The 16892-nt window shown below is 65.8% G+C and carries 10 protein-coding genes; 5 read left to right on the forward strand and 5 right to left on the reverse strand.

Annotated elements, in window-relative coordinates:
* Positions 1 to 115: 115 nt before the first annotated feature.
* Positions 116 to 2152: a tetratricopeptide repeat-containing sulfotransferase family protein gene (locus CA260_RS12150; protein WP_172461827.1), complete on the reverse strand. Its 2037-nt coding sequence runs from the start codon at positions 2150 to 2152 to the stop codon at positions 116 to 118.
* Between the two features lie 377 nt (positions 2153 to 2529).
* On the opposite strand from CA260_RS12150, the gene CA260_RS12155 reads away from it, so the two are divergent.
* From CA260_RS12155 to CA260_RS12170, 4 genes are read left to right on the forward strand one after another with little or no spacing between them, the layout of a single operon-like run.
* The gene (locus CA260_RS12155) at positions 2530 to 3600 is read left to right on the forward strand and encodes an aromatic ring-hydroxylating oxygenase subunit alpha (protein ID WP_111983354.1); all 1071 of its coding nucleotides are present in this window, start codon (positions 2530 to 2532) and stop codon (positions 3598 to 3600) included.
* Positions 3597 to 4895 carry a metal-dependent hydrolase family protein gene (locus tag CA260_RS12160; protein WP_202864091.1) on the forward strand — a complete coding sequence of 433 codons (1299 nt, stop codon included), beginning with the start codon at positions 3597 to 3599 and terminating at the stop codon, positions 4893 to 4895. The genes CA260_RS12155 and CA260_RS12160 overlap by 4 nt, the downstream gene beginning before the upstream one ends.
* Positions 4896 to 4912: 17 nt before the next feature.
* Complete coding sequence (locus tag CA260_RS12165) at positions 4913 to 6226, forward strand: amino acid permease (protein ID WP_111983356.1); 1314 nt, start codon at positions 4913 to 4915, stop codon at positions 6224 to 6226.
* 5 nt (positions 6227 to 6231) lie between these two features.
* Positions 6232 to 8313 (forward strand): FAD-dependent oxidoreductase, encoded by a 2082-nt coding sequence (locus tag CA260_RS12170; protein WP_111983438.1) that lies wholly within the window; start codon positions 6232 to 6234, stop codon positions 8311 to 8313.
* On the opposite strand, the gene CA260_RS12175 is transcribed toward CA260_RS12170, so the two are convergent.
* Positions 8314 to 9189: a LysR substrate-binding domain-containing protein gene (locus CA260_RS12175; RefSeq protein WP_111983357.1), complete on the reverse strand. Its 876-nt coding sequence runs from the start codon at positions 9187 to 9189 to the stop codon at positions 8314 to 8316. It lies immediately after the preceding gene.
* 189 nt (positions 9190 to 9378) lie between these two features.
* On the opposite strand from CA260_RS12175, the gene CA260_RS12180 reads away from it, so the two are divergent.
* Positions 9379 to 10323 (forward strand): alpha/beta fold hydrolase, encoded by a 945-nt coding sequence (locus tag CA260_RS12180; protein WP_111983358.1) that lies wholly within the window; start codon positions 9379 to 9381, stop codon positions 10321 to 10323.
* Between the two features lie 49 nt (positions 10324 to 10372).
* Here CA260_RS12180 and CA260_RS12185 read toward each other — a convergent pair whose 3' ends face one another.
* The 3 genes from CA260_RS12185 to smc form a co-directional block, all read right to left on the reverse strand.
* Entirely contained in the window at positions 10373 to 11944 is a 1572-nt protein-coding gene (locus CA260_RS12185; protein WP_111983359.1) for a phospholipase D family protein, read from the reverse strand.
* 372 nt (positions 11945 to 12316) lie between these two features.
* A complete protein-coding gene (zipA, locus tag CA260_RS12190) occupies positions 12317 to 13339 on the reverse strand; it encodes a cell division protein ZipA (protein ID WP_111983360.1) in 1023 nt (340 codons plus the stop codon).
* Positions 13340 to 13349: 10 nt separating this feature from the next.
* A complete protein-coding gene (gene smc, locus CA260_RS12195) occupies positions 13350 to 16859 on the reverse strand; it encodes a chromosome segregation protein SMC (protein ID WP_111983439.1) in 3510 nt (1169 codons plus the stop codon).
* Positions 16860 to 16892: the final 33 nt, after the last annotated feature.

The raw sequence follows: 16892 nt of genomic DNA on the forward strand, positions 1-16892 counted from the left end.
GCGGCCAATGGCACCCTGACGAGCTTCAATCGCTCCCTACGTGTTGGCCATGTTGGCCTGCCCTTCTGCATCGACTACCCCTCCCCGGTGTGACGACCCAACAAGGCGTCTTTCGCTAGCCCGCCTCCCCGATAGGCACGTCGGGATAACTCCCGAGTACCGTCCCCAAAGCGTTTTCCAATGGCGCCAGCCACGGCGCGTAGTGCTGCCAGTGATCCACCCCCTCCCGGTAGATCGGCCGGCGCACCTGTTCGGAACTTGCCGTGCGCACCGGCCGCGCGTTCTCGAAGAAGCGCAGGCACGACGATTCGAATGGCAGTCCGCAATAGTCGAGCAGCCGGCGCACTTCGCCTTCGGTGTCTTCCACCATGCGCTCGTAGATCACGCGATGGATGCGCCCCGGCAGTACGGCGTCGAAATGCGCCATCAAGGCCACGTAATCGCGGTAGTAACGCCCGAGATCGTCGAGGCTGTAGCTGAAGCTCTGTCCGCGCGCAAAATGCTGCTTGAAACCGGAAAAGCAGCACGCCAGCGGATGGCGGCGCGCGTCGATGATCTTCGCGTTCGGCAGCATCAGCTGGATGAGGCCGATGTGCATGAAATTGTTCGGCATCTTGTCGATGAACAGTGGTGCCGATGTCTTGCGATGGATGCGCGTATGCGCGAGATAGCGCTCGCCCAGCTCGCGCAGCGCATCGCCGTCGAGCGTGGCGAGCACGTCGTGGTACGGCATGGCGCTGTCGGCATCGCCCTGCTCCCGCAGCAGGCGCGTGATGGAGGTGACCTCCGGCAGCTCCATTGTTCCTTCCACCTGGCTGTGGCTGGAAAGGATCTGCTCGATGAGGGTGGAACCCGCGCGCGGCAAGCCCACGATGAAGATCGGGTCGCCGGCCTGGCAACCCGAGCCATCGCGCGAGGCAAAGAATTCGCGCGTGTAGCGCTCGCGGATATGGCGCACACGCGCTGACGTTTCGTCGGCGCTGTAACGAAGCTGGCCGCGGCGGATCGCATTGCCCTGGGCGTAATGGGCGAACGAGGACGCATAGTTGCCCGCGTCTTCCAGCGCCTTGCCCACGGCGAACTCCAGATGCAGGCGATCGTCCTCGGCGAGATCGCCACGTGCGAGCTGCTCGCGCATGGTCGTCAGCTCGTCGGCACTGAAGCGGAAGGTCTTCAGATTGGCCAGGCTCCACCACACTTCGCCAAACGACGGTTCGATCGCCAGGCTGCGCCGATAGGCGGCAATGGCCTGCTCCTGCTGGCCCGCCGTTTTGAGTGCGTGGCCATAGCTCATCCACACCTTGGGATTGCCCGGGTAGGTATCGAGCAAATCCTTGTAAAGCGCGATGGCGGGTTCGACATCGCCGATGCGGCATAGCACCACCGCCTTGAGATTCCGGTAACCCGGATGCTCCGGCGCGACCGCGAGCAGACGCTCGATCTCGACCAACGCCTGCTCCGGCTGGTTGCTGCGATGCAACGCCAGCGCGTAGTTCTGTCGTGCGGCATGGAAACCGGGCGCCAGCTCCAGGCAACGCGCCAGCAGGTTCAGGGCATCCTCGTTGCGTCCAAGCCGCAAGGCCACTTCGGCGAACATGCGGATCGCGGCGACGTCCGTGGGTGCTTCGCGCAAGTGTTCGCGCAGCAGCGCCTCGGCCTGCGGCACGTGGTTTTCCGCCAGCGCCGTGGCGGCCGCGAGCAGGCGCGGATCGCGGGTGGAATGGCGGACATGCTGCGCATACGCGTCGTCTGCCGCGTCATGCTCGCCCGCTGCCAGCAGATGGTCGCCCAGCAGTCGCCACGCCTGCGGCAGCCCGGGCTTCAAGGCGACCGCCTTGCGCAACGCAGCCATCGCTTCGTGCCCGCGCCCGCGCAGGCCGAGCACGGCGCCAAGGTCGAAATGCACCTGCGCCCAGGAGGGCTGCGTACGCGCGAGCGGGATGAGGATGTCCAGCGCCGCATCCGCCTCACCCTGCATGGCTCGCGACACCGCGAGTATCCGCAATGCCGCCGGATGAGCTGGAACGACCTTGAGTATCTCCGTTGCCTGTTCGGCGGCGAGCGACGGGTCGCGCTCGAGCAGGCGTTCGGCATGAGCCAATGCCTGTTCCAGCGTGCCGGCACCGTCGGTTGAAGGCATCGCAGTGTTCATGGTCGCTCCATGGCCAGGGCATGCCCCCGACCAACGCCTGCGGGAAGACTAACCAAAGCGAGGCACGGATAGTTGCGTCGTAGCGCAAACGTCGACGTCATCGCGTGCACGCCGCGCATGCGTCGCGGGATTCCGCCCAGCCGGAGACGCGCAAGCTTTCTGGAAGCTTGCACATCGACGCCAACGGAGCCATGGTCATCGCCACGTCGCCGGACGCACCCGCCGACGGAGGACCGATACCGCCCCCTTGCGCGCGGCTCGGTGGCCAAGGCAATACTGCACGGCAGGCACGACGCAAGCGAGAAGCGAAAGCGGGGCATGGCACTCCGTCAGGCAACCCTTCGTCGCGCCAGACTATCCCGGAACCGGAGCCACGCATGCAAGCCGATACGACGATCCTGGAGCTCGAACGGGCGCGAGCGCTATCTCCGCGCTACTACTTCGGCGAAGACATGCTGGCGATGGAACGGCGTGCGGTATTCGCGCGAAGCTGGCAACTCGTCGCGCACCAGGGGCAACTCGCCGAACCCGGCGATCATGTCGTCGAACAGGTCGGTGGCGTGCCGGTGCTGCTGGTACGAGGGCAGGATCATGTGCTGCGTGCATTTCCGAACGTGTGCCGCCACCGTGCGGGCCCGCTCGCGCTATGCAACGGCAAGGGCATCCGCTCGCTGCACTGCAAGTACCACGGCTGGACGTACACGCTGGAAGGACAACTGCGCAGCGCGCCCGAAATGCAGAGCGCCGCCGATTTCCGCGTCGAGGACATCCGCCTGCCGCCACTGCGCGTGCACGAGTGGCAAGGCCTCGTGTTCGTGGCTCTGGACAGGAACGTGCCGCCGTTCGAGGAGGTCTACGGCGGCATCGTGGAGCGCATCGCGCCCATCGACCTCTCCGCCATGCGTTACCTTCGCCGCGACAGCTACGACATCGACTGCAACTGGAAGGTCTACATCGACAACTTCCTGGAAGGCTATCACCTGCCCCACGTGCATCCGGGGCTGTCCAAGGTGCTCGACTATCGCTCGTACGACACGCAGCTCTTTCCGTGGTACTCGCTGCAATCGTCGCCGCTGCGCAACAGTTCGGACATCTATGGCGATGGCGAGGCCTTCTATTACTTCGTCTATCCGAACGTGATGCTCAACATCATGCCCGGTCGCATGCAGACGAATCGCATCCTCCCGCTCGGCCCCGGTCGATGCCGCGTGGAGTTCGACTACTACTACGCGCAGGACGAAGCCGCGCAGGCGCGCATCCTCGCCGACCAGTCCTTCAGCGACGAAGTGCAGCACGAGGACATCGAGATCTGCGTGGCGGTGCAGAAGGGACTCGCCTCCGGTCACTACGAACCCGGTCGTCTCTGTCCCCGGCGCGAAAGCGGCGTCTGGCATTTCCACAATCTGTTGCGCACCGCCTATGCCGGCGACGCGGGAGCATCCGCATGAGGCTCATGCTCTGCAGCCTGTTCTGTGCCATCGCCGCGACGGCGTCGCTTCCCACGGCCGCCGCGCAGGCGCAACGCATCGTTGTGCATGCGGGCCACCTGCTGGATGTCGACAGCGGCGCGATGCTCGCCGACCAGGCCGTCACCGTCGAGCACGGGCAGGTGGCCAGCGTGAAACCGTGGCCGGACTCATACACCGCCGGCTCGAAGGTGATCGACTGGACCGCCTACACGGTGGTGCCCGGCCTGATGGACATGCACACGCATATCGCCGACGAACCCGAGAGCGCCGATCCAGGCGCCGCACTGAAGAGCACGCCGGCGCGCGACGCCTTCATCGGCGCCAAGAATGCCCGCAACACGTTGCGCGCCGGCTTCACCACCGTGCGCGACGTGGGTGTCTACCGCGGCTTCGCGGACATCGCCTTGCGCGATGCGATCCAGGCCGGCTACGTGCCGGGTCCGCGCATGTTCGTTGCCGGCGCCTACATCACCATCCCCGGCGGCGGCGGCGAAATCACCGGCCTTCCCGCGGGAACCGTGGTGCCGGACGAATTTCGCCGCGGCGTGTCCAAGGGCCCTGACGACGTGCGCAAACATGTGGATTTCATCCTTGATCACGGCGCCGACCTGATCAAGGTGATCGCCACCGGCGCCGTGCTCACCGATGGCACCGAGCCAGGCCAGTCCGAATACACCGAGGAGGAAATCCACGCTGCCGTGACCGAGGCCGCCAAGCGTGGCAAGTTCGTCGCGGCGCACGCGCACGGCGCCGAGGGCATCAAACGCGCGGTGCGCGCGGGCGTACGCTCGATCGAACATGGCTCGCTGATCGACGACGAAGGCATCGCACTCATGAAGCAACACGGCACGTGGCTGGTGGCGGACATCTACGATGGCGACTACATCGACAGCGTCGGTCGCAGCGAAGGCTGGTCCGCGGAGAAAATCCGCAAGAACGTCGAGACCACCGAGGCGCAGCGCGAAGGCTTCCGCAAGGCGGTGAAGGCGGGCGTGCACATCGCGTTCGGCACCGATGCCGGCGTCTATCCGCACGGCGACAATGCACGGCAGTTCGCCTACATGGTGCGCTACGGCATGACGCCGCTGCAGGCCATCCGCGCCGCCACCATCGATGCGGCGCGCCTGCTTGGCAAGGAGAAGGAACTCGGGTCGATCGTGCCAGCCAAGGCGGCCGACATGGTTGCCGTGGCATGCGATCCGCTGAAGGACGTGGACTGCCTGCGCCAGGTGCGGGGCGTCATGAAAGCCGGCGAAACGATTTCCCTCGACTGACACGGGACGGCCCAAGCATGAGCGATGGCAACAAGATCGGTTTCTGGACCTGTACCGCCCTGGTCGTGGGCAACGTGATCGGACTGGGCATCTTCATCCTGCCCGCGTCGCTGGCGCCCTATGGCTTCAACGCGATGATCGGATGGCTGGTCACGCTCGGTGGCTGCCTGGCGCTGGCGCGCGTGTTTGCCCATCTCTCGCACGCACTGCCCAATGCCGATGGTCCCTACGGTTATGTCCGCAACACGCTGGGCGACCTGCCGGCCTACATGGCGCTCTGGGCCTACTGGGTTTCGATATGGCTGACCAACGCGGCGCTCGCCACCGGCGCCGTGGGTTACCTCACGGTGATCGTGCCCGAACTGGGGCGCATCCAGCCGGCGCTGTTCGCGCTCGTGCTGCTGTGGTCGTTCATCGCCGTCAACCTGTTGGGCGTGCGCATGGGTGGACGCGTGCAGGTCGTGACCAGCGCGCTCAAGCTGATTCCCATGGCCGGTATCGCGCTGTTGGGCGCGTGGATCCTGTTGACCACGCCGGCCGCCTATGCGGCTCACCCGCCGACTACGCCGCTGACGCTGGGCAACGTGACCGCGGCGTCCACTATCGCCTTGTTCGCCATGCTCGGCCTCGAATCGGCCAGCATTCCCGCCTCACGCGTGATCAATCCCGGCCGCACGATCCCGCGCGCGACCATGACGGGAACACTGCTGGCTGCGGTGGTCTACATCATCGTCTCGACCGTGCCGATGCTGCTCATTCCGCAGTCGGAACTGGCCAATGCGAACGCGCCGTTCGCGCTGCTGATGGAACGCCACCTCGGCGCCGGCGTCGGTCGCTGGCTGGCGCTGTTCGTGGTGGTGAGCGGACTGGGCTGCCTCAACGGCTGGACGCTGCTGATGGGCGAAATCACGAGGACCATGGCCAACAACGGCGTGTTGCCAGCCGTGCTCGGTCGCGAGAATCGCCGGGGTGCACCCGCAGTCGCCTTGCTGGTCACCGGCGCACTGGCATCGGCGATGGTGTGGATGAGCTACAGCAAGTCGCTGGTCGCAGCCTTCACCTTCATCACGCGCGTGGTGACCGCGGCCAACCTGCCGCTCTATCTGTGCTGCTCGCTGGCACTGCTGGTGCTGTGGCGACGCGGCGACGCGCCGGAGGCTGGCCGCGAGGCAGCATTCTTCGGATGCATCGGCGTCTGCTACGTGGTCTTCGCCTTCATCGGCAGCGGACACGAGCCGTTCCTTCTTGCTCTGGGGCTGATCGCGGTGGGCCTGCCGCTGTATGCCCTGATGCGCCTGCGACGCCCCGCGGCAGCTCCGCTCAAGGTGTGACGACCATGCGCGATCCACGCTACGACATCCTGTTCACTCCGGTACAGATCGGGCCCGTCACCACCAAGAACCGCTTCTTCCAGGTGCCCCACTGCAACGGCATGGGCCACGCGATGCCGCTCGCCCACGCCGCGATGCGCGAGATGAAGGCCGAAGGCGGCTGGGCCGTGGTGTCCACCGAAGAATGCGAGATCCACCCCACCAGCGATCTCACGCCCTACGTGGAAGCACGCCTGTGGGACGACCGGGACATTCCCGCGCTCGCGCTGATGTGCGACAAGGTGCATGCGCATGGCGCGCTGGCGGCGGTGGAGCTTTCGCACAACGGCCCAACGGCGTCGAACCTGTATTCGCGCGAAGTACTGATCGGTCCGTCGCATCAGCCGTCCAAGTACGGCTACCCGTCGCAGGCGCGTGCGATGACGCTCAAGGACATCCGCGAGTACCGGCGCTGGCACCGCGAGGCCGCCTTGCGCGCCAAGCGTGCCGGCATGGACATCATCTACGTCTATGCCGCGCACGACTTGTCGCTGCCCATGCACTTCCTGCAGCGTCGACGCAATCATCGCGGCGACGAGTACGGCGGCTCGCTGGAAAACCGCGTGCGCCTGCTTCGCGAAGTGCTGCAGGACACCCGCGATGCCGTCGGTGACCGCTGCGCGGTGGCCCTGCGCTTCGCCACCGAGGAGCTGCTTGGCCCCGAAGGCGTCGAGCTGTCCGAAGCGCAGGACATCGTGGGACTGATCGCCGAACTGCCCGACTTGTGGGATGTGAATGTCGCGGCCTGGTACAACGATTCGGTGCCTTCGCGGTTCGCCGCCGAAGGCGCGCAGGAACCCTTCGTTTCCTTCGTCAAGAAAGTCACCACCAAGCCGGTGGTGGGCGTGGGCCGTTTCACCTCGCCCGACACCATGGTGTCGCAGATCCGCCGTGGCGTGATCGACCTGATCGGCGCCGCGCGTCCTTCCATCGCCGATCCGTTCCTTCCACGCAAGATCGAGGAAGGCCGCGTCGACGATATCCGCGAATGCATCGGCTGCAATATCTGCGTGTCCGGCGACATGACCATCTCGCCGATCCGCTGCACGCAGAACCCGACCATGGGCGAAGAGTGGCGCAAGGGCTGGCACCCGGAACGTCTGTCGCCGAAGCGCCAGGCAAGCCGCGTACTGGTCGTGGGCGGAGGCCCCGCGGGGCTGGAAGCGGCCCGCGCGCTGGGACAACGCGGCTACGAAGTGAGTGTCGCCGAAGCGCGTCGCGAGCTTGGCGGTCGCGTCACCCGCGAGGCGCGCCTGCCCGGCCTCGCCGAATGGGCCCGCGTGCGCGACTGGCGCGTGGGCCAGATCGGCAAGTTGCCGAACGTGTCGGTCTATCTCGACTCGGCGTTGTCCGCACAGGATGTGCTGGACTTCGGTGCGGAGCATGTCGTGCTTGCGACAGGTTGCCATTGGCGTCGCGATGGATTCGGGCGAAGCAACGGGCTTGGCATCGCCGGCCTTGCCGACCATCCTCGCGTCTTCACACTCGATGACCTGATGGACGGCCGCCTTCCTTCCGGTCGCGTGGCGGTCTTCGATGACGACGGCTTCTACTACGCGAGCATCGCTGCCGACCTGCTGCATCAACACGGATGCAAGGTCACCTATGTGACGCCCGAGGACAGCGTGGCGCCCTGGAGCGTGAACACGCTGGACTATCGCCACATCCGCAAGCGGATGGCCAAACAGGGCATCGAGGTCCACGTGTCGCATGGCATCGTCGCCTTCGACGGCGCGACCCTGACGCTGGAAAACGCGTGGGACGGCACGATGTCCGAGCGAGCCTGCGACGCCATCGTCATGGTCACCTCCCGCCTCCCTGATGACGCGCTGTACCAGGCGCTATTGCTCCGCGAGGCCGAGTGGAGCCTTGCCGGCATTCGTTCGCTGCGCTGCATCGGCGATGCCGAAGCACCCGGCTTGATCGCCCACGCGGTCTACGCCGGCCATCGCTATGCGCGCGAACTGGAGGAACCTTCGGCCGGCGAAGTGCCTTTCAAGCGCCACTTCCACGCAGCCAGCGCGGATAACTTGCGTCGGGACGGCTGATTACTGGTCCGCCAAGGCCATCAGCCATTGGCGGAATGCAGCGGCGGGAGGAGAGTCCGTCCGGCCGGACCGTGCGACCAAATAGTACGCGCCGGACGAGGCTGCCTTTTTCGTTCCTATGCGCACCAGGGTGCCGGAAGCCAAAGCATCCGCCACCAGCACGCTGCGTCCCAGCGCAACACCCTGACCCTGTTCCGCCGCCTGCAGCAAAAGCGCCGAATCGCTGAACGTCGCACCGGACCGCGTCCCGTCCAAAGACTGGCCCGTTTGCTCGCACCATTGCTCCCAACCGAAGAAGTCGTCGCGCAGCAGCGTGTGTCCTGCCAGGCCGACCTTGCCGCGTTGCCGGGAACGCGAGACGTACCGCGGTGACGCGACCGGGAACACCAGCTCGTCCACGAACCGTTCGCTCCGCATGCCGGGCCAACTTCCCTGGCCATAGCGGATGGCGAAGTCGGCCTGCTCGGCGCCCAGATCGAGAACCTGGGTGGTGGCGTGAAGACGAAAGTCGATATCGGAATGCTGGCTCAGGAAAGCGCCCAGACGCGACATCAGCCATCGACTGACGAACGATGGCGGCGCCGTAACCGAAAGGCGTCGCGTGTCCTTGTGGCGCAACGACTCACCGACGGACGACAACTTCAGCAGTAGCTCCTGCACCACGCCGAGCACTTGCTCACCGGCCGGCGTGAGCGAGACATCGAGGCGGTTCCGCTGCAGCAATTTCAGCCCGTAGAACGATTCGAGGGCGCGTATCTGGTGGCTTACGGCGCTGGCGGTGAGATGCAGCTCGTCCGCCGCCAGCGCAAACCCTCGCAGCCTGCTCACCGCCTCGAACGTCCTCAAGGTATGCATGGGCGGCAGTACGTAGCGCATCGATTCGGACCTGGATGAAGGAAATTCATGCGGACGTGAGAAACGATCGCTTCACTCGCCGGGAGCGTGTGCGAATACTCCGGATCGGAAACGACTCGCCACGCCGCCCGGGCGATCTTCATCCATTCCGTCGCGCCGGAAAAGGGGCGCGGCTTCACGCCCATAACCAGCCTTGCCACCGGAGCATCCATGAAATCCGTGTTGATCCTGCTCACCTCGCTGCTGCTCGCCATGGTCACGTCCCCGGCACGCGCCGATGGACTGCATGAGGGCTGGCAAGTGGTGGACGGCTTGCATCTCTTCTACCGCGAGGGAGGCAACCCCTCGGACCCCACCCTGGTCTTCCTGCATGGCAATCCGTTGTCATCCTTGATGTACGCGAAGGTCATGGAAGACCTTGTCGCAACGCGGCGTGTTCACGTGATCGCGGTCGACTATCCTTCGTTCGGTTACTCCGATACGCCTGGCCGCGAGGTCTATCGCTACACCTTCGATCATCTCGCCGATACCGTCTCCGCATTCCTCGCCGCCCGCGGCATCCATCGCTACGGCCTGTATATGCAGGACTACGGCGTGCCCATCGGGTTCCGCCTGATCGATCGCCAGCCCTCGGCGATCACCTCCATCATCGTGCAGAACGGCGTCATCCATCTGGACGGCTTTCCTTCTGCACAGGATCCGCAGGGCGAACTGCGACGTCATTGGGATTCACGCAATGAAACCGTGGACGCGCGTCGTGCGGCGTATGCGCGCTCGCTCGGCTACCCGCAGGCCGGCCGCTGGGAGGACGAGGACCACATGGGCCCCGACGCCATGCTGCAGATGATCGCCGCGGAACAACGCCCTGGCGTGATCGACGCGCGCAACGACCTATGGTTCGACTACGGCTCCAACGTGGAGCGCTATCCGCATTGGCAGGCGCTACTGCGCGGTCTCCACGTGCCGGTGCTGGTGTTGTGGGGCAAGCGGGATCAGTTCTTCACCACGCCCGGCGCGGTGGCCTATCGACGCGACGCGCCCCAGGCGGAGGTACATATCCTCGATTCGACTCATTTCGCCACGCTCGACCAGCCGGACGAAGTGGCGCGGCTGGTAGGCCAATTCCTGGACGGTCACGCAGGCGAAGCACGGTAAACAGTCGGCGACGGGATATCCTCCGTCGCCGTCAGTTGCGCCTGGACGGCTAAAGCAGTCCCTCGATCGGCAGCAAACCGCCGACATTCACCTTGAAGCGCCGCCACCAGCTGGTCTCCGGCGAATGGTCGTAGCGGATCATTTCGCCGTTCGCCTGCTTGCCTTCCCAGTACACGCCGCCGTTCGCATCGAGCAGCACGTGATAGCTGTGCTCCGGCTTGGTGGCATCGGCGAAGATCGACAACAGCGCCTTGGCCAGTGCCGCCGAGTGGACGATCACGCCGTCTTCGGTATTGATGTCGAACGAACGCGGATCGAGATTCATCGAACCCACGAAAGCATGCTGCTCGTCCACCACGAAAGCCTTGGCGTGCAGGCTGTTGCTCCCGCTGGACGAGCCGAAGAAGTGGCTTCCGCCGCGTCCCCGGCGGGCGTCCGGTTTCAGTTCGTAAAGCTTCACACCGGCCTTCAGCAAGGGCGGGCGATACGCGGCATAAGCGACGTAGACGTTGCCCGCATCGGTGGATGCCAGCGAGTTGGTGAGCACCTCCACCGCCACGCCGCGCTCGCGCATGCCCTGCAGATAGTCCACGCCCCGCTTTCCAGGCACGAAGTATGGCGAGATCAGGGTGAGCCGCTGCGTCGCTCCATCCAGCCACGCACGAATGGCCGGCGCCATGTGCAGATCCTGGTTGTTGGCGACGGGATCGCCCTTCTCCGGATCGTCCGCCAGATAGCTGGCCTGCCCCCATGCCCATTCCTTGGCCGGCGTCTCGCGGGCGAGATCGCCGACGCGCGCCACGAGGTTCTGCGCATAACTGCCCTGGCTGAAGGTACGGGCGTGCGCAGCCATGGACTTGCGCAATTCCTGCAGTTCTTCCGGCGCGGGCTGGTGTCGATGAAAGGCGCCGATGGGGAACGACTGCGGACTGTTCCAATAACGATCGAACGCCTGCCCGACCTCGGCCACCACCGGCCCGACGACAAGCACGTCGAGGTCGCGGAAGTTCACGTTGTCATTGGCGTCGAAGTACTCGTCCCCGATATTGCGGCCGCCCACGATCGCCATGGCGCCGTCGGCGATATACGCCTTGTTGTGCATGCGCCGATTGAGCCGCGAGAAATCCCCGGCGAACTGCTTGCCCATGCCCCACAACGAGGCGTTGCGTTCGAGAAACGGATTGAACAGCCGGATCTCGATGTTGCGATGGCCATCCAGCGCCCGCAGCACATCGTCGTTGCCGGCCACATGCAGGTCGTCGAGCAGCAGGCGCACACGCACGCCGCGATCGGCCGCGGCGAGCAGGCGTTGCGCCAGCAGTTCGCCGGTCGCATCGCTGTGGAACATGTAGTACTGGATGTCGAGCGAATGCTTGGCCCTATCGGCCAGCGCGATGCGAGCGAGCAACGCATCGCCGGAATCGCTGATCAGCCGGACGCCGGAATCCGTGCCGTGCTCCGCAGTCATGCGGGCCGCATACGCGACCAGCGGTGCATCGGCCTGCACCGGCAGCACGGTGCTGGGCGTGCGTGGATAATCGGGACGCAGGTCCGAATGGGTACAGGCGGCCAGCGCCACGAGTCCCAGCCAGGCAAGGTGACGCAGCGATGTCCAGGCCATGCTCCCCTCCTTGGGGTGTCACTCTAACCTGCGAAGGGGCGTATTTGGGCGCCGTGGGGCATGCCTTGGGCAGCCTCTCCCTTCTCTGGGAGCGCACCCTGTGCGCGACGGCCCGTTACATCGAGCCCTGAGGTCTGACCTCGACGGACGGTCGCGCACAGGGTGCGCTCCCACAGGAAGGCACAAATCCTCGCCGGCTGAAGAGGCGTCTTTGGCTGACGACTCATCTCGGCGTTGCGTCGGGATTGGATCGCGCACTGGGTGCGCTCCTACAGGGCGCTCCGCTCTTTGTAGGAGCGCACCCAGTGCGCGATCAAACTACCGAATCGCCCGGAGCCTGTCGCAGGCCACCAGTGCTCTACAAGAAGCGCTTTACCGCCCGAAGGTGATTTCCTTCCCTTCGTGATCACGGTCCCAGCCGCGCAGCTCATCGCGGATATGCGCGATGCGCTGGCGACCCAGCGCATTGCGCTCCTCGTCGAGCACCTGGCCATCCAGCAACTCGGCCAGTCGCTGCGCGGTGGGCAGCATGGTGTCCCAGGCGTCCAGCGCCGGAATCGGCGCCGGCAAGGTCATGAAGAAGCTGAGGCCCGGCGTGCGCAGCGCGTCCAGTCGGGTCAGGTCGAAATTGCCCGGCTTGAGCATGTTGGCCACGCTGAAGATCGGGCCCTGTTCGCGCTTGCCGTCGACCAGGCGGTGGTAGATGCCCATGTCGCCGAATTCCAGCCCGGCCTTCTCCGCTGCCACGATCAGGTCGGCGCCGTGGAACACGCTGCCTTCGCGCGCCACCACGAAGAGGGTGACGATGCGCTCGACCGGCAAGCGTTCCGGACGACGGCCCACGTCGGAACGCGGGGGCACGCGCGGCGCCACGGGCTCGGCTGCAGGAGCCGCCGCGGCAGCGGTCACGGGTGCAGGTTCCGGGGCTGCCGCATGCGGCAGCGGTGCAGCCTCGGGATGTCCGTGGACGAGGTTCTGCTCGAACTGCTCGGGCGGAGCACGCAGCGCATCGATGATGGAGGCTGCCATGCCCTGCGGCTTGGCGATCGGCGCCGGTTCCAGCTTGTCCTTGCCGCCAGCCAGCGTGGCGCCAAGACGTTCGAGCTCTTCGCGCAAGCCCATGTCCAGCTCACCCTGCATCGGCGAGTGATCACGCGAATCCAGCGGGAAATCATCGCGAGCGCTGAACGAGGGTTCGTCCGCAACCTCGCCTTCCTCGCCGAACGTCGGTTCACGGCGCTCGCCCGACGCGCCGGGCACGAAGCGCCGCCTGCCCTGCTCCTTCTTCGGCTGGCCGAACAACCAGATCAGGGCGAGCACGATCAGGCCGACGATCAGCATCGGAATGCCCACGGCGGGATTCCACGCGAAGGCGAGCACGGGTTGTACAGTCATATCGAATTCCTCAGGCTGCGCCCGCAAGTTTAGCGGCTTCTGCCAGATCCACCTGCACCAGTCGCGACACGCCGGCCTCGCGCATGGTCACGCCGCACAGCTGCGATGCGGCTTCCATCGTTGCCTTGTTGTGGCTGACGAAAATGAACTGCACCTTCTCGCTCATCTCCTTCACCATGTTGGAGAAGCGGCCGACGTTCGCTTCGTCGAGCGGCGCGTCCACCTCGTCCAGCAAACAGAACGGCGCGGGGTTGAGACCGAAAATCGCGAACACCAGCGATACGGCGGTCAACGCCTTCTCGCCGCCCGAAAGCAGCGTGATGTTGGAAACACGCTTGCCCGGTGGGCGCGCCATGATCGCCACGCCGGTGTCGAGCAGGTCGTCGCCGGTAAGTTCGAGGTAGGCGTGGCCACCGCCGAACAGACGCGGGAACAACTCCTGCACGCCGGCATTCACGCGGTCGAAGGTTTCCTTGAAACGCTGGCGCGTCTCGCGGTCGATCTTCTTGATCGCTGCCTCCAGCGTTTCCATCGCGCTGGTCAGGTCGGTCAGCTGGTTGTCGAGATAGGTCTTGCGCTCGCTCTGCTCGGCGTGCTCCTGGATCGCGGCGAGATTGACTGGCTCCAGGCGCGTGATCTTCTGGCCGATGTCGGTGAGCTGCGTGCGCCACTGGCTGGCATCGGCGTCTTCGGCGAGTTCCGCGAGCAGCGGTTCGAGTTCAAGGCCCGAAGCCGTGATGGCTTCGGCAAGCTGCTCGGCACGCAACTGCAATGCCTGCGCCGCGAGACGCTTCTGCGAGAGGTTTTCGCGCAGGCCGTTGAGCACCTGCTCGATGCGCTGGCGCTCCTGCTCCAGGCGACGGAATTCACTGTCGCAATCCTCCAGTCCGCGACGCGCGTCGACGAGCTGCTTGTCCACCAGCAGGCGCTGGTCGAGATAGGTCTGGCGCTCGGCTTCCAGCTCCGCAATGGGATCGGAGCCGGCGGCGAGCTGCTCGGCGATTTCGCTGCGGCGCGCCTCGATCTGGCGCAGCTGCGTTTCCATGCGTGCCAGCGCCTGCTCCAGCGACGAAAGCGAGGAACGCTTCGACTCCATCGACAAGGCCAGCGCATGCGCCTGGTCCGCCGCCTCGCGGGCATTCATGCGCGCTTCTTCGCGCGCTTCCAGCAGCGCGCGGCGCTCGTTTTCCAGCTCGCGGCGCTCGTCTTCCAGGTCGCCCATGTGGCCGACGGATTCGTCCAGGCGCGCACGCGCATCGCGCGTCTGCGTCTGCAGTTCGTCCAGCTGGGTGATCAGGTCGCTGATTTCGCCGGCGACCTTTTCCGAGCGGGCACGTGCGGTTTCCATCTTGCCGCGATGGCTCTGCAGTTGGCCGGCCAGTTCGGACTGGCGGCGATGCGCGTTGTAAAGCTCGCGCTGCGCGTCGTCGCGCGCGCGCTCGGCTTCGAACTTGCGCGTGCGCAGGTCGTCCAGCGTGTTGGTGGCTTCCTCGATGCGCTCTTCCAGCGCGAGGATCTGCTCGCCCAGCGTGCGCATCTCGCGCTCGCGCGCCAACACGCCCACCTGGTTGCCCTGCGCGCGACGCACGCGGGCCCAGCCCGGGCCAATCCATTCGCCGGCGCGCGTCATCACCGACTGATACGGCGCCAGCGCCGACAGGCCGGCCACGATCTGGTGTGCGTGCTCGATCGATTCGGCCGTCAGCACGTGGCTGAGGATCGAGATCGCCGCGGCCGGGCCGCGCACGTGCGCGGCCAGCGTGCCGGCCGTGTTGGCGCCGCCTTCGGCGCCGTCGACCAGCGCCACGTCGGCGTTTTCCAGCGAAGCGAATTCGGCGGCAAGACCGTGGGCGTCATCCACCAGCACGGCGTCGAGATAACCGGCGAGCACGGTTTCCACGGCAGTTTCCCAACCCGCTTCCACCTGCAGCGATTCGCCGAGGCGACGCGACTTGTCCAGCCCAAGACGTGCCAGCCAGCCACTGGCGGCGCTCTCTTCCTGACCCAGCGCGGCATGCTGCAGCGCTTCCAGCGAAGCCTGGCGGCCGCGTGCCGTCTGCAATTGCTGGCGCGCTTCATTGAGCGAGGACTGTACCTGGCGCTCCTCGTCGATCACCTTCTCATAGGCCAGCTTGTGCTGGTCGAGCAGTTGGCCCAACGATTCCACGCGCTCGCGCTGCGTGTCGTGCTCTTCGTTCAACTGCTCGGCGGCGGCATCGAGCGAGGCGATGTCGGTGGCCTTCTGCTCGGCTTCCAGCACTTCGCGGCGACGCGACAGGTCGATGGCCTGGCGATCGAGGTAGTTGAGCTTGGTGCGTTCCACCTCGGCCGCGCGGCTGGATTCGCCCGCCGTGCGCGTGTGCGCATCCCAGCGCTGCTGCCAGTCGGCCAGCTTGGTTTCGGTTTCGCGCAGCGATTCGGCGGTGTCGTCCTGCATCTGCTGCAGCGACTCCAGCTTCGGCTCGCCTTCGGCCAGCGCCATGCGCAGCGTTTCCACTTGCGTGCGGTCGTTGGCGATGTGTTCGGCCAGCTCGGCGTGTTCACGCTCGGCTTCGCCTTGCGCGCGCTGCAGGCGGTCGGCCGTTTCGCGGTTGAAGCGCACCTGCTGCTCGACGCGGGCGATCTCCGCGCCGACCTTGTACACCTCGGCCTGCACCGTGTTCAGGTGCTCGGTGGCCTCGGTGTGGCGCTCGCGCACCGTCTCCATCTGCGCCTCCTGGTGGCGCTGCATGGCGACGAACTTTTCGATCTCGACCTCGGCCGCGTTGAGGCCCGAGCCTTCGTTGTCGTGCTGGCTCTTCAAACCGCGGTATTCGAGCGCGCGCAGCTCGGCTTCCTTGCGCACCTGCTCTTCCTTCAGCGCCTTCCAGCGCTCGGCGGCGCGGGCCTGGCGATTCAGGTGTTCCAGCTGCTTGTCCACCTCGTCGCGCACGTCGCGCACGCGGTCGAGGTTCTCGCGGGTGGACTTGATGCGGCTCTCGGTTTCCTTGCGGCGCTCCTTGTACTTGGAGATGCCGGCCGCCTCTTCCAGATGCGTACGCAGTTCGTCGGGCGCGGCCTCGACGATCTGGCTGATCATGCCCTGCTCGATGATCGAGTAGCTGCGCGGGCCAAGGCCCGTGCCCAGGAACAGGTCGGTGATGTCGCGACGGCGGCAGCGCGCGCCGTTGAGGAAATACGCCGACTGCCCGTCACGCGTCACCTGGCGCTTCACCGAGATCTCGGCGTACTGGCCGTACTCGCCCTGGATGGTGCCGTCGGAGTTGTCGAAGATCAGCTCGACCGTGGCCTGGCCCACCGGCTTGCGCGCGTTGGAGCCGGAGAAGATCACGTCGGTGAGCGAATCACCGCGCAGGCGACTGGCCGCGCTCTCGCCCATCACCCAGCGGATCGCATCGATGATGTTGGATTTGCCGCAGCCATTGGGCCCCACCACGCCGGTCATGTTGGTCGGCAGGTGCAGGGTGGTCGGGTCCACGAAGGACTTGAAACCGGCGAGTTTGATCGTGGTCAGGCGCATGCGGGCGTCGGCAGCCAAATAGGTGAAGCCCGA

Origin of the sequence: Dyella jiangningensis, assembly GCF_003264855.1 — a bacterium.
Classification (GTDB): Bacteria; Pseudomonadota; Gammaproteobacteria; order Xanthomonadales; family Rhodanobacteraceae; genus Dyella; species Dyella jiangningensis_C.

Bases quoted from the DNA above. Each gene is read 5' to 3' on its own strand.
- CA260_RS12150 (WP_172461827.1), bottom strand. From the start codon at position 2,152: ATGAACACTGCGATGCCTTCAACCGACGGTGCCGGCACGCTGGAACAG.
- CA260_RS12155 (WP_111983354.1), top strand. From the start codon at position 2,530: ATGCAAGCCGATACGACGATCCTGGAGCTCGAACGGGCGCGAGCGCTA.
- CA260_RS12160 (WP_202864091.1), top strand. From the start codon at position 3,597: ATGAGGCTCATGCTCTGCAGCCTGTTCTGTGCCATCGCCGCGACGGCG.
- CA260_RS12165 (WP_111983356.1), top strand. From the start codon at position 4,913: ATGAGCGATGGCAACAAGATCGGTTTCTGGACCTGTACCGCCCTGGTC.
- CA260_RS12170 (WP_111983438.1), top strand. From the start codon at position 6,232: ATGCGCGATCCACGCTACGACATCCTGTTCACTCCGGTACAGATCGGG.
- CA260_RS12175 (WP_111983357.1), bottom strand. From the start codon at position 9,189: ATGCGCTACGTACTGCCGCCCATGCATACCTTGAGGACGTTCGAGGCG.
- CA260_RS12180 (WP_111983358.1), top strand. From the start codon at position 9,379: ATGAAATCCGTGTTGATCCTGCTCACCTCGCTGCTGCTCGCCATGGTC.
- CA260_RS12185 (WP_111983359.1), bottom strand. From the start codon at position 11,944: ATGGCCTGGACATCGCTGCGTCACCTTGCCTGGCTGGGACTCGTGGCG.
- zipA (WP_111983360.1), bottom strand. From the start codon at position 13,339: ATGACTGTACAACCCGTGCTCGCCTTCGCGTGGAATCCCGCCGTGGGC.
- smc (WP_111983439.1), bottom strand. From the start codon at position 16,859: ATGCGCCTGACCACGATCAAACTCGCCGGTTTCAAGTCCTTCGTGGAC.